This is a genomic window from Nocardia cyriacigeorgica (assembly GCF_005863245.1).
Taxonomy (GTDB): Bacteria; Actinomycetota; Actinomycetes; order Mycobacteriales; family Mycobacteriaceae; genus Nocardia; species Nocardia cyriacigeorgica_C.
In genome coordinates this window covers 16167-35534 of record NZ_VBUT01000001.1, presented here as the reverse complement: position 1 = coordinate 35534, position 19368 = coordinate 16167, and the positions used below count along the sequence as shown (strand labels likewise).

General features: G+C 69.0%; 16 protein-coding genes and 2 tRNA genes. 11 read left to right on the top strand and 7 right to left on the bottom strand.

Translation table 11 applies throughout. The features are described from left to right. The first annotated feature begins 1 nt into the window (after window position 1). From FEK34_RS00175 to FEK34_RS00160, 4 genes are read left to right on the top strand one after another with little or no spacing between them, the layout of a single operon-like run. Window positions 2-1159, top strand: a complete 1158-nt coding sequence (locus FEK34_RS00175) for an acyl-CoA dehydrogenase family protein (protein WP_138445869.1) — start codon at window positions 2-4, stop codon at window positions 1157-1159. Beyond that, the gene (locus FEK34_RS00170) at window positions 1156-2247 is read left to right on the top strand and encodes an enoyl-CoA hydratase/isomerase family protein (RefSeq protein ID WP_138445868.1); all 1092 of its coding nucleotides are present in this window, start codon (window positions 1156-1158) and stop codon (window positions 2245-2247) included. Before FEK34_RS00175 ends, FEK34_RS00170 begins: the two co-directional genes overlap by 4 nt. Beyond that, complete coding sequence (gene mmsB, locus FEK34_RS00165) at window positions 2244-3155, top strand: 3-hydroxyisobutyrate dehydrogenase (RefSeq protein ID WP_171047982.1); 912 nt, start codon at window positions 2244-2246, stop codon at window positions 3153-3155. Before FEK34_RS00170 ends, mmsB begins: the two co-directional genes overlap by 4 nt. Continuing rightward, complete coding sequence (locus FEK34_RS00160; RefSeq protein ID WP_138445867.1) at window positions 3152-3928, top strand: enoyl-CoA hydratase; 777 nt, start codon at window positions 3152-3154, stop codon at window positions 3926-3928. The genes mmsB and FEK34_RS00160 overlap by 4 nt, the downstream gene beginning before the upstream one ends. A gap of 15 nt (window positions 3929-3943) precedes the next feature. Here FEK34_RS00160 and FEK34_RS00155 read toward each other — a convergent pair whose 3' ends face one another. Continuing rightward, window positions 3944-5005, bottom strand: coding sequence for an Hsp70 family protein (locus FEK34_RS00155; protein WP_171047981.1), 1062 nt, complete (start codon window positions 5003-5005; stop codon window positions 3944-3946). A 169-nt stretch (window positions 5006-5174) separates the two neighbouring features. Beyond that, window positions 5175-5723 carry a MarR family winged helix-turn-helix transcriptional regulator gene (locus tag FEK34_RS00150; protein WP_249358589.1) on the bottom strand — a complete coding sequence of 183 codons (549 nt, stop codon included), beginning with the start codon at window positions 5721-5723 and terminating at the stop codon, window positions 5175-5177. A gap of 118 nt (window positions 5724-5841) precedes the next feature. Here FEK34_RS00150 and FEK34_RS00145 point away from each other — a divergent pair. Further along, window positions 5842-5916, top strand: a tRNA-Cys gene (locus FEK34_RS00145). Window positions 5917-5983: 67 nt separating this feature from the next. Here the strand turns inward: FEK34_RS00145 and FEK34_RS00140 are convergent. The 5 genes from FEK34_RS00140 to FEK34_RS00120 form a co-directional block, all read right to left on the bottom strand. Continuing rightward, entirely contained in the window at window positions 5984-7402 is a 1419-nt protein-coding gene (locus FEK34_RS00140) for a metallophosphoesterase (protein ID WP_138445864.1), read from the bottom strand. 13 nt (window positions 7403-7415) lie between these two features. After that, window positions 7416-8066, bottom strand: coding sequence for an Rv0361 family membrane protein (locus FEK34_RS00135; protein ID WP_138445863.1), 651 nt, complete (start codon window positions 8064-8066; stop codon window positions 7416-7418). 246 nt (window positions 8067-8312) lie between these two features. Further along, a tRNA-Arg gene (locus tag FEK34_RS00130) sits at window positions 8313-8385 on the bottom strand. Window positions 8386-8471: 86 nt separating this feature from the next. Then, complete coding sequence (locus tag FEK34_RS00125) at window positions 8472-9296, bottom strand: DUF305 domain-containing protein (RefSeq protein ID WP_138445862.1); 825 nt, start codon at window positions 9294-9296, stop codon at window positions 8472-8474. Continuing rightward, a complete protein-coding gene (locus tag FEK34_RS00120) occupies window positions 9297-10262 on the bottom strand; it encodes a DUF3105 domain-containing protein (RefSeq protein ID WP_138445861.1) in 966 nt (321 codons plus the stop codon). It abuts the gene before it with no gap. Window positions 10263-10377: 115 nt separating this feature from the next. Between FEK34_RS00120 and argS the strand changes: the two genes are divergently transcribed. From argS to rho, 6 genes are all read left to right on the top strand, one after another. Beyond that, the gene (argS, locus tag FEK34_RS00115; protein ID WP_138445860.1) at window positions 10378-12039 is read left to right on the top strand and encodes an arginine--tRNA ligase; all 1662 of its coding nucleotides are present in this window, start codon (window positions 10378-10380) and stop codon (window positions 12037-12039) included. Window positions 12040-12079: 40 nt separating this feature from the next. Further along, window positions 12080-13495 (top strand): diaminopimelate decarboxylase, encoded by a 1416-nt coding sequence (gene lysA, locus FEK34_RS00110; protein ID WP_138445859.1) that lies wholly within the window; start codon window positions 12080-12082, stop codon window positions 13493-13495. Between the two features lie 34 nt (window positions 13496-13529). Continuing rightward, window positions 13530-14900 (top strand): homoserine dehydrogenase, encoded by a 1371-nt coding sequence (locus FEK34_RS00105; RefSeq protein ID WP_138445858.1) that lies wholly within the window; start codon window positions 13530-13532, stop codon window positions 14898-14900. Then, complete coding sequence (gene thrC, locus FEK34_RS00100; RefSeq protein ID WP_138445857.1) at window positions 14897-15997, top strand: threonine synthase; 1101 nt, start codon at window positions 14897-14899, stop codon at window positions 15995-15997. Before FEK34_RS00105 ends, thrC begins: the two co-directional genes overlap by 4 nt. A 25-nt stretch (window positions 15998-16022) precedes the next feature. Then, on the top strand, window positions 16023-16985 hold the full coding sequence (gene thrB / locus FEK34_RS00095; protein ID WP_138446321.1) for a homoserine kinase: 963 nt from the start codon (window positions 16023-16025) through the stop codon (window positions 16983-16985). Between the two features lie 408 nt (window positions 16986-17393). Then, a complete protein-coding gene (gene rho, locus FEK34_RS00090; protein ID WP_138445856.1) occupies window positions 17394-19361 on the top strand; it encodes a transcription termination factor Rho in 1968 nt (655 codons plus the stop codon). The last annotated feature ends 7 nt before the right edge of the window (window positions 19362-19368 follow it).

Sequence of the window (19368 nt, the reverse complement as noted above, 5' to 3'; positions counted from 1 at the left end):
GATGTTCACACTGAACGACGACGAACGCGCCATCCGCGAGACCGCCCGCGATTTCGCCGACGAGTTCCTCGCCCCGCACGCGCTCGAATGGGATGAGCACATGCACTTCCCGATCGAGGTGCTGCGCAAATCCGGGTCGGTCGGCCTCGGCGGCATCTATGTCGCCGAGGACGTCTGCGGATCCGCGCTGCGCAGGCTGGACGCCGTGCGCATCTTCGAGGAGCTGGCCACCGGCTGCCCCGCGGTCGCCGCCTACATCTCGATCCACAATATGGCGGCCTGGATGATCGACGCCTACGGTGACGACGCCCAGCGTTTCCGCTGGCTGCCCGGCATGACGTCGATGGAGATCCTCGGCAGTTACGCCCTCACCGAGCCGGGCGTCGGCTCGGACGCGGCGGCGTTGACCACCAAGGCCGTCCGCGACGGCGACGATTACATCCTCAACGGCGCCAAGCAGTTCATCTCCGGTGCCGGCGCCAACGATGTGTACGTGATGATGGTGCGCACCGGAGACGAAGGCGCGCGCGGCATCTCGGCGCTCATCGTCCCTGCCGACACTCCTGGCCTGACCGTCGGCCCGAACGAGAAGAAGATGGGCTGGAAGGCGCAGCCGACCCGGCAGGTGATCCTCACCGATGCCCGCGTCCCGGTCGCCAACCGGCTCGGCGCCGAGGGCGACGGTTTCCGCATCGCCATGAACGGGCTCAACGGCGGCAGGCTCAATATCGCGGCCTGCTCGATCGGCGGTGCGCAGTCGGCGCTGGACAAGACCGTGCCGTACCTGGCGCAACGGCAGGCCTTCGGTGCTCCGCTGTTGAAGAACCAGGCCTTGCAGTTCGACCTGGCCGATATGCGCACCCAGCTGGAGGCCGCGCGCACCCTGCTGTGGCGGGCCGCCGACGCCCTCGACGCCGACGCCGAGGACAAGGTCGAGCTGTGCGCAATGGCCAAGCGTTTCGCCACCGATGCCGGGTTCGAGGTCGCCAACAAGGCCCTGCAACTGCACGGTGGCTACGGTTATCTCGCCGAGTACGGTCTGGAGAAAATCGTCCGGGATCTGCGCGTGCATCAGATCCTCGAGGGCACCAACGAGATCATGCGGGTGGTCGTGGCCAGGTCGATGACCTCGGCCGCCCGCGGGGCAGGAGCAGCATGAGTGAACCCGAAGTCCTGATCGAGACCCGTGACGGGCTCGGCGTCATCACCCTGAACCGGCCCAAGGCCATCAACGCGCTCAACCACGCGATGGTGCTCACCATCACCGACGCGCTGCGGGCCTGGGCCGCGGACCCGCAGGTGCGCACCGTGGTGCTCACCGGCGCGGGGGAGCGCGGGTTGTGCGCGGGCGGCGATATCGTCGCCATCCACGACGACGCCAAACGCGCACAACAGGATTCGGGCGCCTCGGCCACCGGCGCGGAATCCGCCTCCGGCCGGTTCTGGCGCGACGAGTACATCCTCAACGGGCTGATCGGCAGGTATCCCAAGCCGTATGTCGCGGTGATGGACGGCATCGTCATGGGTGGTGGTGTCGGTTTGTCCGGACACGCCGGGCACCGCATCGTCACCGAGCGGTCCATGATCGGGATGCCCGAGGTCGGGATCGGTTTCGTGCCCGATGTGGGCGGCACCTATCTGCTGGCACGGGCCCCGGGCGAGCTCGGCACCCATGTCGCGCTCACCACCGCCCGGATGCGCGCCGGCGACGCCATCGCCGCCGGTTTCGCCGACTATTACCTTCCGTCCGAGCACATTCCGGCACTGCGGGACACGCTGCGCACCGAGACCGCCGATATCGCCATCGCCAAATTCGCCACGGCCGCACCCGAATCGGAGCTGATGGCCCAGCGCTCCTGGATCGATGCCTGCTACAGCGCCGACACGGTCGAAGAGATCGTCGAGCGGTTGCGCGCCAACGGGCCCGAGGCGCAGGCGGCGGCCACCGAGCTGCTGTCGAAATCGCCGGTGTCGCTGAAGGTCACACTGCGCTCGCTGCGGTCGGCGCGGCGCGCGCAGTCGCTGGAGGCGGTGCTGAACGAGGAGTACCGCGTCTCGATCGCCACGCTCGGATCCCACGACCTGGTCGAGGGCATTCGCGCGCAGGTGATCGACAAGGACCGCAACCCGCAATGGTCGCCGTCCACCCTGGAAGCGGTGACCGATGAGCAGGTCGCGGCCTATTTCACCGAATTGGGTGGCCATGAACTGGGTTTGACCGCCCCGAGCCCGGAGGGACAGCAGTGAACGAGCCTGCCCGCAAGACCATCGGTTTCCTCGGTCTCGGCCACATGGGTGCGCCGATGGCCGCCAATCTGGTGCGCGCCGGATACGACGTGCACGCCTTCGACCCGATGCCCGCCGCCCAGGAGGCCGCGCGCGAAGCCGGGATCCGGCAGGTCGAATCCGGTGTCGCCGCCGCCGTCGACCGCGACATCGTGATCACCATGCTGACCAACGGCAAACTGGTGCGCGACGTCTACGGCGAACTGGTGCCCGCCGCCCGGCCCGGCACGCTGTTCATCGATTGTTCGACCATCGACGTCGCCGACGCCAAGGCGGCCGCCGAGATGGCGGTCGCGGCCGGGCATCGCGCCATGGACGCACCGGTCTCCGGTGGTGTGGCCGGTGCCGCCGCGGGCACGCTGACCTTCATGGTCGGCGGCGCGGAAGCCGATTTCGCCGAGGCGTTGCCGGTGCTCGAGGTGATGGGCGCCAAGGTGGTGCACTGCGGCGCGAACGGCGTCGGCCAGGTCGCCAAGATCTGCAACAACATGCTGCTCGGCATCTCGATGATCGGCCTGTCCGAGGCGCTGGTGCTGGGGGAGAAGCTGGGGCTGAGCCACCAGTCGTTCTTCGATGTGGTGTCCAAGGCCTCCGGTCAGAGCTGGGCGCTGACCAACTACTGCCCGGTGCCCGGCCCGGTACCGACCAGCCCGGCCAACAACGACTACGAGCCCGGATTCGCCACCGCGCTGATGAACAAGGACCTCGGCCTGGCCGCGAATGCCCTGCGCAACAACGGTGTCGACGGTCAGCTCGGCTTGCTGGCGGCGCAGATCTACGAGCGGTTCAACCAGTTGGCGGCCGGTAAGGACTTCTCCGCTATCGTCACCGACATCCGTAACCGCAGCGAGCAAGAGGGTGCACAGTGAGCGAATTCGAGACCATTCTGCTGGAGCGCAAGGGCCGGGTCGGCCTGATCACGCTGAACCGGCCGAAGGCGCTGAACGCGCTGAACGCGCAGGTCCTCGATGACGTCATCGCCGCACTCGACGAGCTGGAACGCGACGACGAGATCGGTGCCGTCGTCATCACCGGCTCCGAGAAGGCCTTCGCCGCGGGCGCCGACATCAAGGAGATGCAGCCCAAGTCGTACATGGACATGTTCATGAACGACTACTTCGCCCGCTGGGACCGGCTCGCGGAGTTCCGCAAGCCGACCATCGCCGCCGTCGCCGGCTACGCGCTGGGCGGCGGCTGTGAGCTGGCGATGATCTGCGATCTGCTGATCGCCGCCGATACCGCCAAGTTCGGCCAGCCCGAGATCAAGCTCGGCGTCATCCCCGGCATCGGCGGTTCGCAGCGGCTGACCCGCGCCATCGGCAAGGCCAAGGCCATGGATCTGGTGCTCACCGGCCGCACTATGGACGTCGAGGAGGCCGAGCGCGCCGGACTCGTCTCCCGGATCGTGCCGGCCGCGGAGCTGCTCGACACCGCGCTCGAGGTGGCCGACACCATCGCCTCCATGTCGCTGCCGGTCGCCATGATCGCCAAGGAAGCGGTGAACCGGTCCTTCGAAACCACCCTGGCCGAGGGCCTGCGGTTCGAGCGCCGGGTCTTCCACTCGCTGTTCGCCATCGAGGACCAGAAGGAAGGCATGGCGGCCTTCGTGGAGAAGCGGCAGGCGAAGTTCACCAACCGCTGATCGCGCGGGCGTCGTTCAGCGTTCGGAACTGGACGGAATGCCCGCGATCTCCATCGGCGTCGGCGCGGTACCCCCGTCGGGGTGCCGCGCCGTTTCGCCGTTGACGGTGAGCAGTCCCGCGATGGTGGCGCCGAGCCCGACGGTCACCGCCACCGCCGCGACGAGTTTGCGGCGCCCGACCGGACCACCGCCGGCCAGGCTCGCCGACAGCCCGCGGTGGCGCAGGCGCGGCACCTTGATCTCGGCGGCGCGCCGTTCGGCCGCCAGCAGTACCGCCCCGCGTGCCGAGACGTATTCGGGTTCGGGGTCGTAGACGATCGGCATCCCGACCAGCCGTTCCAGTTCGGCCCGGATGGTCGGGTTGCGGGTGCAACCGCCGAGCAGCACCATCGCGTCCGCCCTCACCCCGGTTTCCTCGCCGAGCTGACGGACGAACGAGGCCGAATGGTGGATGCCGGCCGCGCACAGTTCGGCGAGATCGCTGCGGGTGACGACCGCCCGCTCGTCGGTGCCCGGGTCCATCGCGGTCACCACCCGCGCGCTGCTGAGCGCTTCGCGATGTTTGCGGATGGTCGATGTGTCGGTCAGCACCCCGCCGCGCGCCAGCTGCCAGCGCAGCAGGGCGTCGTAGCCGTCGCCGCCGAGCACCGTGCTGCGGCGCGAGGCCAGCACCGCGTCGGTGCGGCAGTCGATATGGGTGACGGTGAGCCCGGAACTGCCCAGGTCGTAGAGGATGACGGTGCCGGTATCGGGCAGGGCGCCGGTGAAGCGCAGGTAGCGCAGCTGGGCCAGCGGTTCGTCGACGATGGTGAGCTCATGACCGCCCGCGGCGGACCGGATGCTGTCGGCATGCAGCGAGCACCGGCAGGTCACCGCGATCCGGGTGATCAGTTCGTCGCGCCGCGCGGCGGCGACCCGCATCCTGCGGATCGCCTCGAACACTGCCTCTTCGATCCCCGCACCGGCGCGTCGTGGAACCTGGCATCGGTCGATGGGATCCAGATGGGGTTGGTCGGAGTGGGTGAGCACGGCGCGCGCACCACAGGCACCCGCCGACACCCCGAGGACCAGCACCATGGGCTCCATGGTGGACCACCGGCGCGGCGTTGCCAAGGCGAACGGGCGCGAAATTCGCTACTTGGATGCCGGAACGTTACCCAGCGGATGCCTCGGAGGAGTAATGGACGGTACGGTTTTCGCCGTTTGTGCTAGTTGGGCGTTTCGCGCGGTTTGTCGTTGTGCTGGTTCACGACTCGGTGGCGCTCCAGCGGGCCGGTTCCTCGCCGGTGTCGAAGTCGCCCGCGGTGTGCCGGAATTCCGCCAGGATCTGTAGCAGCGTGCGCAGCCGGTCGGGCTCGAGTCCCGGGTGCGCGAAGACTTCGGCGTTGAGTCGTTCGGTGGCCTTGGCGACCACTTCCCTTCCCGCATCCGTGATTTCGATGAGCGTGGCGCGCCGGTCGCTGGGATGCGGTACCCGCACCACCAGTCCGGCCGCCTCCAGCCGATCCACGGTATTGGTGACGCTGGTCGGATGCACCTGCAACCGGGCACTGGCCTTGGCCATCGGCAGCGCCCCGGTCTTGCTGAAACTCAGCAGCATGAGCAGCTCGTAGCGGGAGAAGGTCAGCCCGGTGGGCTTCAACGCCTCGTCCACCCGCGACATCACGATCTGCTGGGCCCGGACCAGCGACGTCACCGCCGCCATCCCGTCGGCCACCGCGCCCCAGCCGTGGCCCACCCATTGCCGGTGGGCCTCCTGGATCGGGTCGAGCGGTAGCGGACGTGACCTGGACATGGACTCGATCATTCCATGTGCCCACCGCCGGGCCGCCGCGCCGCGGCCCGCGCCTTGCGATCACGGTGATCGCAATCCTGGGCGCAGGGCCGGGGACCCGGCAGTATTCAGAGGCGAGGCGGGCGTGGCTGAGTGGTTCAGGCAACGGTCTGCAAAGCCGTTCACGCGGGTTCGATTCCCGCCGCTCGCTCCAAGCATGGGTGCGCCGCTGCGGTGCCTGGCCCGGTTGGCGTCACTGCCGGGCGAGGCGCCGCGTGGTCTCAGCTCAGGCCCGAGAAATCCCGTGGCACAACATGATTGCGGTCGGCGAACGTGCCGAGGGTGTAGTCGGGGAACAGGCCGAAGTACTCGCCACGGGTCAGCGTGCTCCAGCGGCGCGCGTGCTCGGTGCGGGTCTTGTAGAAGTTCACCATGTACCCGCCCTCGTAGATCCGCACCAGGCTGTAGCCGCCGGGATACTCCTTTACCGCCGCCACCTCGAGGAACTCGACCGCGCAGGCCGTGTCGGGGCGGGTGCGCCGGTTGCGGTGGGTGTGGCCGCTGTGGTGCAGGAACACCCCGGGTGCGCGCTCGTACAGCGCTTGCAGTTGGGCGCTGTCGCGGCGGTTGAGGACGAATCCTGGGCCCGCGGTGTTCGTCAGGCCCGATTCGACGGTAACCGGATGATGGCCGAAGACCAGAGTGGGACGCTCGGGCTCGGCGCGCAACAGCTCGCGGATCCGCTCCAGTTGCGGCGCTTCGATCGTGCCGCCGGAGCCGTCGAGCTCGCTGGTGTCCAGGCCGATCAGCCGCAGCCCGCCGAGGTCATGCTCCACGGGCTGCTGGCGTGCACCGAATTCTTGTGCCCAGCAATCGAAATGGGAATCATTTCCGGGGACCGCCGGGCAACTGCCGTAATCGGCTCCGGTATGCGGGCGATCGTGGTTGCCGCGCACGGCGAGATAGTCGGCGCCTGCTGTGCCCCAGCCGTCGAGCTGGGCGCGCACCCCACGGGTCTCGGCGGGGGTTGCCTCGCTGGTGAGATCCCCGGCCAGGAGCACGATCCCGGCGTCGCGATCCGGGCGACGCAGATCGTCGAGCAACGCCGCGAGCATCACCTCCGGATAGGGCGGCAGCCCCGGCTCCTGCCGAAAACCGGGCGGCAGATCCCCGATGACGAGGCCGCTGACCTCCTCGCCGAAATGCACGTCATTGGCCAGCGCCACGGTGCGCAGCAGCCGGCCGGGAGGCGGAACCAGCATGGTGAATTCGCCGAGCAGCTCGGGACTGCCGGGCAGATGGGTGGTCAGCGAGCTCGCGGAGGCCCGCACTCCCTGTGACCAGGCTTCGAAGCGGTAGCGCCGCCCCGGCTCCAGCCCCTCGACCTGCGCATAGTGGAACGGTGTTCGCGCCTCGGAGGCCCAGACCTGGATCGGTGCCCGTGGACTGTCCGCGGGAATCAACCGCACTTCGCCGTCGGTGGGCACCGGCAGCAGTCGCCCGCCGGCGTCCGGTGCGCGTGTGGTCCAGGTAAGGATCGCCGACCGGTCGGTGACGGTGACGACCTCCAGATCGCCCGCGACGATCGGATGCGGCTGGGCCAGAACCGAACCCGGCCGCACCGCGCCCGCAGCGGGCAGCAGTGCGGCCAGGCCGATGGCGCCGAGGAAACTCCGGCGCGAGGGTCCGCAGCAGCTCACGAGTGGCTGCGGATCAGTTGTCGTCGGAGTCCGAGCAGATCTTCCACTTGCCGTCTTCCTTGGCAAGCGTCTCGTCCGAGGTGTTCTCCGGCTCGGTGCTGTCTTCACCCGGCATGGAGATGCTGAATTTGCCGGTGACCTTGGCCGTGGCCTTGTCACCGGTGATGACGACGTTGTCGACCTTGTCGATATCGATCGAAAAGGACGCCTTGTCCATCATGTCCTTCTCGCTCTGCGAGGCCTTGTCGAACTCGGCGCGGTCGGCCGCGCACGACAGCTCGGCGGCGGCGATGATGCCTTCGTTCTCCATGGTGTCGTAGAACTCGCGGATCGAATTCTCGATCTGCTTCTCATCGGAGGCCAGCGGCGTCTTGCCCTGCATGGTGAGCACGATGCCGGTGGTGATACCGCCGACCACCACCAGCGCCAGCACCACGAGCCCGACGATCAGGCCGGTCTTCTTCTTCGGCGGCTGCTGCGGGGGGTACCCGCCGGGCTGCTGGAATCCGCCCTGCGGCGGATACTGGCCCGGCTGCGGCCCGTACTGAGGCTGCTGGCCGTACGGCGGCTGCTGCTGTCCATACGGCTGCTGACCATAGGGCGGCTGCTGCCCATACGGCGGCTGCTGACCGTGCGGCGGCTGTCCTGCTGGTGGGTAAGTCATGTGGGTTCGTCCTCCGTATCCCCCGGGTGTGTCTGGAACAGTACGACACCTGGTAACCGCTGTCCGTGTCCGGCTCGATGAGCCTAGGGACGGATCGGTGGCGGCCCCGCCAGCTCTGGGAAACGCCGACCTCCCCTGTGCCCAAGGGTATTCGTGCCCTCCGACAATTGCGATGCCGCCCCGGAAAGCGACAACGAGCAAGGCCCCCGACCAGCGGGATGCTGGTCGGGGGCCTTGCTCGCTACGTGCCCTCGGCAGGAATCGAACCTGCGGCCTTCTGCTCCGGAGGCAGACGCTCTATCCCCTGAGCTACGAGGGCGGGGATCGGGCCGGTCGGGGCCGGGAGGGCCGTCCGATCGGGCGGCCAAAGCGTATCGCATCCGTCGGCCGTGTGCCAAAAGCGGTTCAGTTCAGCGGCAGGGGTGCGGCGCCGCGGGCGGTGAGCATGCCGGTCATCAGCTGGGACTCGCCCTGCTGGGTCTGGTCCATATTGCTCGCCAGGGTCCGCACCGCCGCGGTCTCGGCGTAGGTGGCGGCGTACTGGATCATCGGCAGCCCGCCCTGATGGTGGCGCAGCATCAGTTGCAGGAACAGCACATCCAGCTCGGTGCCCTCGGCGCGGCGCAGCGCCGACAGCTCCTCCGGGCTCGCCATTCCGGGCATCTCGCGCACCGGTCCCTCGGTGGCGTGCCCCGAGGCCGCGCCGGTGTGGTCGTGGCCGCCGCCGTGCTCGGTCATCCAGCCCATGTAGCCGTCGACCGCGCGGGCCGGTTCACCCCACAGCTGCAACCAGCCCTGCATCCGGCCGACCTGGTTCTGCTGGGTGGTGAGGATGTCGTAGGCCAGCCGCCGCACGTCCTGATCTCCGGACCGGATCAGCGCCACCCCGGCCATCTCGACCGCCTGGGCGTGGTGGGCCGACATGTCCTGGCTGAATCCGATGTCGACGGCGCTGGGGGACGGCCTGGAATCGCGGTCCAGCGGCTGCCGGGCCAGTACGCCGATGGCGAAGCCGAGCACCATCGCCCCGATAACACCGATCACCAGCAGGGCGGTGCGCTGGCGCCGCAGCTGACCGGAGAATCCGGAGTCCGCGTCGGTCTCGGTCTCGGTCTCCGGATCCACGTCGGTGCCGACCGCGTCGGGTTCACCGGTGGCGTCGGTCGCCGCGCCGGAAGAATCCCGGGCCGCGGTCTCCTCGGAGTCCTCCGGCCGGTCCGTCGATCCCATCTACTGACCCGCGCCCGGCTGCGCGCCCTGCGGAGCGGGCGGAACCGGCGCACCTCCCGGAACCGGCGCGCCACCGGGCACCGGCGCACCACCCGGCATACCGGGCAGACCACCAGGCAGTCCGGGGATGCCGGGAACACCGGGAACACCCGGAACCCCACCCGGCATGCCACCGAGTTCGGTCGGATCGGGCGTGATGCCGCCGCCGTCCATCGGCACCGCGTCATCACCTGGGGGAGTGGGATCGAACGGCGGCGGGTTCTCGGTGTCGAAGACGATGGTCGAGCAGTCCGCGCCGACCTCGGGGTAGGCGTAGGAATTCAGCCGGAGCGCGGTGATGAACTGGCCGACGCGCTTGTCGTCGGCGCTGTCGAGCTTGAGCTGATGGCCCCACGATTGCAGTGCGACGGCCGAATCCTGGCCGGGGTAGGGCGACATCATGGTGTACTGCTCGCCCTTGACCTTGCTCGCCAGCGTCTCGATGCCCGCGGCGTCGACCTTGTCCGGGTTGTAGGTGATCCACACCGCGCCGTGTTCGAGCGAGTGCACCGCGTTCTCCACCCGGATCGGCTTGTCGTAGACGATGCCGGTGCAGGTGGCCCAGGAGCTGTCGTGCGGTCCGCCGAAGGGCGGGCTCTGGTCGTAGGCCACCCGCTGGTTCGGCTGGATGTGCAGGCCGGCCGGGTATTCCTTCTTCACCACGCCGTCGATGGCGAGCGAGGGGTCCTGGTTGTCCTCGCTGGGGGTGAACTTCTCCAGTTCCGCCGCCTCCTGGTACTTCGGTACCAGGTTGTAGGCCAGGGCGCCGATCAGCGCGATGATCACGGCGGCTGCGCCGATGGCCAGCCAGGGAATCTGGCGCTGACGTGTAGCTTTACCCTTGCCGCTGCCCTTTTTCCGGCCGGGCGCCGCCTTTCCCGCGGCCTTCACGGCCTTGGCCGACGTGGCGCTGGTCTTGCTCGGCATCGCTGATCGTGCTCTTTCGACGTGGTGGACGGTCGTGTGCGCGGTGCCCGCGTGAGGACGAACACCTGGTGCCCACTCGTGGTGCACACCTGCCCAGACCATAGGATAGAGACTCGTGACTCCAGCTGACCTTGCAGATCTCCTTCACGCGACCGCGGCGAAGGTGCTTGTCGAACGTGGACTGGACCCGGCGGTCCTGCCCGACGAGGTCACCGTGGAGCGTCCCCGTAATCCGGAACACGGCGACTATGCCACGAATCTGGCCATGCGTGTCGCCAAGAAGGCCGGAACCAATCCGCGCGATCTGGCCACCTGGCTGGCCGAAGCGCTCGACGCCACCGACGCCGTCGCCGCGGCCGAGGTCGCGGGCCCCGGCTTCCTCAACATCCGCCTCGCCGCCTCCGCGCAGGGCGCGATCCTCGAGCAGGTGCGCAAGGCCGGTGCGGCCTACGGCACCGCCGACACCCTGGCCGGCACCAAGATCAACCTGGAGTTCGTCTCCGCCAACCCGACCGGTCCGGTGCATCTGGGCGGCACCCGCTGGGCCGCCGTCGGTGACGCGCTCGGCCGCATCCTCGCCGCCCAGGGCGCCGATGTGGTGCGCGAGTACTACTTCAACGATCACGGCGCGCAGATCGACCGCTTCGCCGAATCGCTGGTCGCGGCCGCCACCGGCGCCCCGACCCCGGAGAAGGGTTACGCGGGCGCCTACATCAAGGAGATCGCGGACAAGATCGTCGCCGAGCATCCCGGTGTGCTCGATATCGAGCCCGAACTGCGGCTGGAACGGTTCCGCGCCGAGGGCGTGGAGCTGATGTTCGCCCACATCAAGAAGACGCTGCACGATTTCGGCACCGACTTCGACGTGTACTTCAACGAGAGCTCGCTGTTCGCCTCCGGTGCGGTCGACGAGGCGGTGAACACCCTCAAGAACTCCGGCGACCTGTACGAAAAGGACGGCGCCTGGTGGATCGCGAGCTCCGAATACGGCGACGACCAGGACCGCGTCGTCATCAAGAGCGACGGCAACGCCGCCTACATCGCCGGTGACATCGCCTACTTCCAGAACAAGCGCGCCCGCGGCTTCGACCTGTGCATCTACATGCTCGGCGCCGACCATCACGGCTACATCGGCCGGTTGAAGGCCGCCGCCGCCGCGTTCGGCGACGACCCGGCCACCGTCGAGGTGCTCATCGGCCAGATGGTGAACCTGCTGCGCGACGGCGTCGCGGTGCGCATGAGCAAGCGTGCGGGCACCGTCGTCACCCTCGACGACCTGGTCGAGGCCATCGGCGTGGACGCCGCGCGCTACTCGCTGGTGCGCAGCTCGGTGAATTCCAGCCTGGACATCGACCTGGATCTGTGGACCAAACAGGACAGCGTCAACCCGGTCTACTACGTGCAGTACGCGCACGCCCGCGCCGCATCCATCGGCCGCAATGCCGCCGAATTCCCCGAGTACGGCACCGTCGAGCCCGATTTCTCGCTGCTCACCGCCGAGGAGGAGGGTGCGCTCATCCGCACCATCGGCGAATTCCCGCGGGTGGTCGCCAGCGCCGCGAGCCTGCGCGAGCCGCACCGGGTCGCCCGCTACCTGGAGGAACTGGCCGGGGCCTACCACCCGTTCCAGACCAACAAGTCGCTGCGCGTGCTGCCGTTGGGCGACGAGCCCGTCTCGCCGACCAACGTCGCCCGTCTCGCGCTGGTGAACGCGACCAAGCAGGTGCTGGCCAACGGTCTGGCCCTGCTCGGCGTCTCCGCCCCGGAGCGCATGTGAACACCACGGCATCGAACGCACCGGTCACGGAGGAGAACAAGTGAGCGCCCATCCTGCCGGACCCCGGCACGCCGAGATCCCGCACGCGCCGAATCTGCCGCAGCGCCCGGGCGACCCGAAGCAGCTCATCGAGCTGCCCGCGCATGTGTGGCCGCGCAACGCCACTCGCGGCGAGGACGGTGTGGTGCGGCTGGCCGGCATCCCGGTCACCGAACTGGCCGCCGAATTCGGCACGCCGCTGTTCGTCATCGACGAGGACGACTTCCGTTCCCGCTGCCGTGACATGGTGCGCGCGTTCGGTCCGAACGCCAAGGTGCACTACGCCTCCAAGGCGTTCCTGTGCGGTGAGGTCGCGCGCTGGATCCGCGACGAGGGCCTGTCGCTGGACGTGTGCTCCGGCGGCGAGCTCGCCGTCGCGCTCAACGGCGGCTTCCCGGCCGAACGAATCGCCTTACACGGCAACAACAAATCCGTTGCCGAGCTGGAGGCCGCGGTCGCGGCCGGGGTCGGGCACGTGGTGGTCGACTCGCTGATCGAGATCGAACGGCTCGAGGCCGTGGCCGGGCGCGCCGGTGTGGTGCAGGACGTGCTGGTTCGCGTCACCGTCGGCGTGGAAGCCCATACCCACGAATACATTTCGACCGCGCACGAGGACCAGAAGTTCGGTTTCTCCATCGCCGGTGGCGACGCCATGCAGGCCCTGGCGCGCGTTTTCGAGGCCGACAATCTGCGTCTGGTCGGCCTGCACAGCCATATCGGTTCGCAGATCTTCGAGATCGACGGTTTCGAGATCGCCGCGCGCCGCATGCTCGGACTGCTGCGCGACGCGGTCGACAAGTTCGGCGCCGAACGCACCGCGCAGATCTCGATTCTGGATCTCGGTGGCGGACTCGGCATTTCGTACCTCGAGGCGGACGATCCGCCGCCGCTGGACGAGTTCGCCGCCAACCTGCGCAAGCTCGTCGCCCAGGAGGCCGAGCGCGCCGGGCTGCCCGAGCCGGTCATCGCGGTGGAGCCGGGGCGTGCGATCGCCGGGCCCGGCACTGTCACCCTGTACGAGGTCGGCACCGTCAAGGACGTCTCGCTCGACGGTGGTCTGCGCCGCCGCTACGTCAGCGTGGACGGCGGGATGAGCGACAACATCCGGCCCGCGCTGTACCAGGCCGACTACGACTGCCGCCTGGTCTCGCGCGCCTCCGATGCCGCACCGGTCGTCGCTCGCGTGGTCGGAAAGCATTGCGAGAGCGGGGATATCGTCATCAGGGACACCTGGATGCAGGGCGATGCCGGTCCGGGTGATCTGGTCGCGGTGGCCGCGACCGGTGCGTACTGCTACTCGATGTCGAGCCGGTACAACATGCTGACCCGGCCCGCGGTGGTCGCCGTCCGCGACGGACAGGCGCGACTGCTGCTGCGCCGCGAAACCGTCGCGGACCTGATCGGACTCGAGGTCTGATGTACGACGTGATCAAGGCGGAGGTGGAACCGACATGACCGAGGCAAACGCGGCTGTAGCCGCGAAGAACGGCACCTGGGGAAACGAGCGGCCGATCGGGGTGGCGGTGCTCGGCATGGGCAACGTCGGGACCGAGGTCGTGCGCATTCTCCGGGACCACGCCGATGATCTGCGGTCGCGGGTCGGTGCGCCGGTCGTGCTGCGCGGGGTCGCCGTGCGCAACCTCGAGCGTGATCGCGGGATTCCGGCCGAACTGCTGACCACCGATGCCGAAGCGCTCGTCGCGCGCGCCGATGTCGACCTGGTCGTCGAGGTCATGGGCGGTATCGATCCGGCCCGCGCCCTGATCCTGTCCGCCCTGAACGCGGGCAAGTCCGTGATCTCGGCGAACAAGGCGCTGCTGGCCGACTACACCGGCGAACTCGCGGCCGCCGCCGAACGCAGCCGGGCCGACCTCTACTTCGAGGCCGCCGTCGCCGGTGCCATCCCGGTGGTGCGCCCGCTGATCCAGTCGCTGTCCGGTGACCGGGTGAACAAGGTGGTCGGCATCGTCAACGGCACCACCAACTTCATCCTCTCCGCGATGGACGAGACCGGCGCCGACTACCACGACACTCTCGCCGAGGCGACTCGCCTGGGGTACGCCGAGGCCGACCCGACCGCCGACGTCGAGGGCTTCGACGCCGCCGCCAAGGCCGCGATCCTGGCCTCGCTGGCCTTCCACACCCGCGTCACCGCCGCCGACGTCTACCGCGAGGGCATCTCCAAGATCACCTCCGAGGACCTGGAGACCGCATCCGCGGTCGGCTGCACGGTGAAGCTGCTCGCCATCTGCGAGCGCGTCCCGGCGGGCCCCGGCGAACCCGGACCCGACGAGGGCGGCAAGGAACGCGTCTCGGTGCGCGTCTACCCGGCGCTCATCCCGCGCGAACACCCGCTGGCCGCGGTCAACGGCGCCTTCAACGCCGTCGTCGTCGAGGCCGAGAACGCGGGCCGGCTGATGTTCTACGGCCAGGGTGCCGGCGGTGCTCCCACCGCCTCGGCCGTGCTCGGCGATCTGGTGATGGCCGCGCGCAACAAGTTCTACGGTGGCCGCGCGCCGGGTGAATCGGTTTATGCTGAGCTGCCGATCGCGCCGATCGGTGACACTCCCACCCGCTATCACGTGAATCTGCAGGTCGCCGACCGCGCCGGTGTGCTGCAGGCGGTCGCGGGTGAGTTCGCCGATCACGGGGTGAGCATCTCAACCGTGCGCCAGGAGGGCCATGGCGCGGGTGCGCGCCTGGTCGTCGTCACCCACCATGCGACGGAGTCGGCGCTCGCGGATACTGTGTCCGCGCTGGCGGAACTGCCGTCCGTCACCTCTGTGACCAGCGTTTTGAGATTGGAAGGCACCGAAGAATGACACCAACAGGTGCGGGAGTGGCCCACCAGACCGGAGTGCACTCCCGGTGGCCGGGTCTGATCACGGCCTACCGCGATCGGCTCGCGGTCGGTGCCGACTGGGAGCCGGTCACCCTCTTCGAGGGCGGTACTCCGCTGGTGCCTGCGACGCATCTGTCCGAGCTGACCGGTTGCGAGGTCTACCTCAAGGTCGAGGGCCTGAACCCGACCGGTTCGTTCAAGGACCGCGGCATGACCATGGCCATCACCGACGCCAAGTACCGCGGCCAGAAGGCCGTACTGTGCGCCTCCACCGGCAACACCTCGGCGTCGGCGGCTGCCTACGCCACCCGGGCCGGCATGAGCTGCGCGGTGCTGATCCCCGAGGGCAAGATCGCGATGGGCAAGCTGGCCCAGGCCGTGATGCTCGGCGCGAAGGTCATCCAGGTGCAGGGCAACTTCGACGACTGCCTCGAGCTGGCCCGCAAGGTGACCTCGGAATTCCCCGAGGTCGGCTTGGTCAACTCGGTGAACCCGGCGCGCATCGAGGGCCAGAAGACGGCCTCGTTCGAGATCTGCGATGTGCTGGGCAAGGCCCCGGATGTGCACGTGCTCCCGGTCGGCAACGCAGGCAACATCACCGCCTACTGGCGCGGCTACCGCGAATACCAGGCCGACGGCGTCACCAGCTCGCTGCCGCGCATGCTCGGCGTGCAGGCCGCCGGTGCCGCCCCGCTGGTCAACGGCGCTCCGGTGAAGGATCCCGAGACCATCGCCACCGCCATCCGGATCGGCGCCCCGGCCTCGTGGAACAGCGCGGTCGAGGCCAAGGAGCAGTCCGGTGGCGCCTTCCGCGCGGCCACCGACGAGGAAATCCTCGAGGCCTACCGTCTCGTCGCCGCGACCGAGGGCGTGTTCGTCGAGCCCGCGTCCGCGGCGAGCGTGGCGGGGCTGCTGGCGGCGCGCAAGGAGGGCTGGCTCGATTCCGGGCTGACCGTGGTGTGCACCGTGACCGGCAACGGTCTCAAGGACCCCGATACCGCGCTGCTCGGCATGCCGCAGGTCCAGGCGATCCCGGTCGACCCGGTCGCGGTCGCCGCCGAACTCGAGCTGGCCTGAGTTGTCCGCGCGCGAGAGCCAGGTGATGACCAGGACGCTGCCCGCCGGACTGTCGGTAACCGCGCGGGTGCCCGCGTCCAGCGCCAACCTCGGTCCCGGATTCGATTCGCTCGGCATGGCATTGGGCCTCTACGACGAGATCGAGGTGCGCACCACGAGCACCGGTCTCACCATCCGGGTGGAGGGTGAGGGCGCCGACGATGTGCCTTGGGGCCCTTCGCATCTGGTGGTCCGCGCGATCGAGCGCGGGCTGGAGTCGGCCGGAGTGTGGGCCGACGGCCTCGATGTGGTGTGCCGCAACGTGATTCCGCATTCGCGCGGCCTCGGCTCGTCGGCCTCGGCGGTCGTCGGCGGCCTGGCGGCCGGGTGCGGGCTCGCCGCGAAATTCGATCCCGAACTGGCCGTGGACAACGACCGGCTGGTGCAGCTGGCCTCGGAATTCGAAGGTCATCCCGACAACGCGGCGGCCAGCGTGCTCGGCGGCATCGTGGTGTCCTGGTCGGAAACCGACCGTCCCGCCGACGCGGGCCTCGACGGCGCCACGGTCGAGCACCACAACCGCGCCTACCGTGCGGTCCGGTTGACCCCGCATCCGGCGCTGCGCCCGGTGGTGCTGATCCCGGAGGATCGTTCCTCGACCGCGCACACCCGTGGGCTGCTACCCGAGATGGTCCCGCACGGTGACGCCGCGTTCAACGTCAGCCGGGCCGCGCTGGCCGTGGTGGCGCTGACCGAGCGCCCGGATCTGCTCATGCCCGCCACCGCCGACCGCCTGCACCAGGCCCAGCGCGCACCGGCGCTGCCGCTGACCACCGCATGGATCGCCCGGTTGCGGGCCGCGGGAATCGCCGCGACGGTCTCCGGCGCCGGCCCGACGATCCTGGCGCTGACCACGGCGGATTTCCCCGCCGAACTGCGCGAACAGGCCGTGGCCGACGGTTTGCGGGTGGTCGAGCCCGGACTCGCCGAGGGCGTCGGCGTCCACTGACGGCGAGTCCACCTTGCCGAGCCTCACCGTTGCCAGCTATCCTGGGCAAGTCCGTACATCGTGCGCGTCAGACGCCGGTGCTTCATCAGGGCAATCGCTCCAGCAGGCTCCAGGCTCGAGCCTCCAGGCCATGGGGGTGTTGCGGAGCTGCGCAACTGGAATGATCTCTCCCACCTTTTTCATGATCGGTGGCGAAGCCTCCGACTCCGACGGAGCAGGCGATACGGCTACACATCCGAGCCCGGCACAGCGACCGGACTGCGGAACGAACCCTCGACACAGCACACGGCCCATCGAGGGAAGGAAAGGATCTCCGTGACAGATACGGACCTGCTCGCGACACCCGGGGTGGATTCCAACCCGCAGGCCTCGGGAGACCGCGATAGTGACTCCGGACAGATTTCGAAGATGAGCGAACACACCGACGTCGCACGATCGGGGCTGACTGGAATGTTGTTGCCGCAGTTGCGCGCACTCGCGGGGGAGCTCGGTATCCGAGGGACCTCCGGTATGCGCAAGGGCGATCTCATCGCCGCCATCAAGGAAAATCAGGCCGGGAAGGCGGCGGCCGCGGACAAGCCCGCGCGCGGTTCGGCCAAGTCCGCCACCAAGACCGAGGCGAAGAACGCGGCTGCGGCCCGCGCCGAGCAGCCGACGCTGGACGTCGCGCCCGCGAAGGAACCCGCCGCGCCCGCTCAGGACTCGCAGCCCGCCACGGCTACGGCTACCCAGGCTCCGGCCGGTGACGACGCCAAGGACGCGCGCGCCAAAGACCAGACTTCCAAGAAGAATTCCGCCGACAACGCTGCCGAGGGCGCAGCGCCCGCCGCCGAGAACTCCGACGAGTCCGGTCGTGAGCAGGGCCAGCGTGGCCGTGGCCGCCAGCGTCGCGGCCGCGACCAGGCCCGCGGCAACGCCGACCAGGCCCGCGGTAACGCCGGCGGCGGCGACACCGCCACCGAGACCCGCACCGAAGAGGCCAAGCCGGAGGGCGACGGCGGCGAACGTCGTCGCGATCGCGGCCAGCAGCAGGGCCAGTCCGGTGACCGCGGCCAGAACGCCGGTGGACGTGACGGCGGCCGCGGCGACAACCGCGGCGGCGACAACCGCGGCGGTGACGACGAGGAAGGCGGCCGCGGCAGGCGCGGACGCCGGTTCCGCGAGCGCCGGCGCAGCCGCGACCGTGAGGGTGGCGGCGGCGAGGCCCGCGAGCTCGAGATCCGCGAAGACGACGTCCTGCAGCCGGTCGCCGGCATCCTCGACGTGCTCGACAACTACGCGTTCGTGCGCACCTCCGGCTACCTGGCCGGCCCGAACGACGTGTACGTCTCGATGAACCTGGTCCGCAAGAACGGGCTGCGCCGCGGTGACGCGATCACCGGTGCGGTGCGCGCCCCGCGCGACGGTGAACAGTCGAATCAGCGGCAGAAGTTCGATCCGCTGGTCCGTTTGGACACCGTCAACGGCGGTGACGTCGAGGCGGCCAAGCGCCGGCCCGACTTCAACAAGCTCACCCCGCTCTACCCGAACCAGCGTCTGCGCCTGGAGACTCAGCCCAACAAGCTGACCACCCGGGTCATCGACCTGATCATGCCGATCGGTAAGGGTCAGCGCGCGCTGATCGTGTCCCCGCCCAAGGCCGGTAAGACCACGATCATGCAGGACATCGCCAACGCGATCGCGGTCAACAACCCCGAGTGCTACCTGATGGTGGTGCTGGTCGACGAGCGGCCCGAAGAGGTCACCGATATGCAGCGCTCGGTCAAGGGTGAGGTCATCGCCTCCACCTTCGACCGTCCGCCGGCCGACCACACCTCGGTCGCCGAGCTGGCGATCGAGCGGGCCAAGCGCCTGGTGGAGATGGGCAAGGACGTCGTCGTGCTGCTCGACTCGATCACCCGATTGGGTCGCGCCTACAACAACTCCTCGCCGGCCTCGGGCCGAATCCTTTCCGGTGGTGTGGATTCCACCGCGCTGTATCCGCCCAAGCGGTTCCTCGGCGCGGCCCGCAACATCGAGAACGGCGGCTCGCTGACGATCATCGCCACCGCCATGGTGGAGACCGGCTCGACCGGTGACACGGTGATCTTCGAGGAGTTCAAGGGCACCGGTAACGCCGAACTCAAGCTGGACCGCAAGATCGCGGAGCGGCGAGTGTTCCCGGCGGTGGACGTCGCGCCGTCCGGTACCCGTAAGGACGAACTACTGCTGAGCCCGGACGAGGCCGCGGTGCTGCACAAGCTGCGGCGCGTACTGTCCGGTCTGGATTCGCATCAGGCGATCGACCTGCTCATCGATCGTCTGAAGAAGAGCAAGAACAACCTGGAGTTCCTCATGCAGGTCTCCAAGACCGCACCGGGTGCGCTCGACGAATGATGCGCCG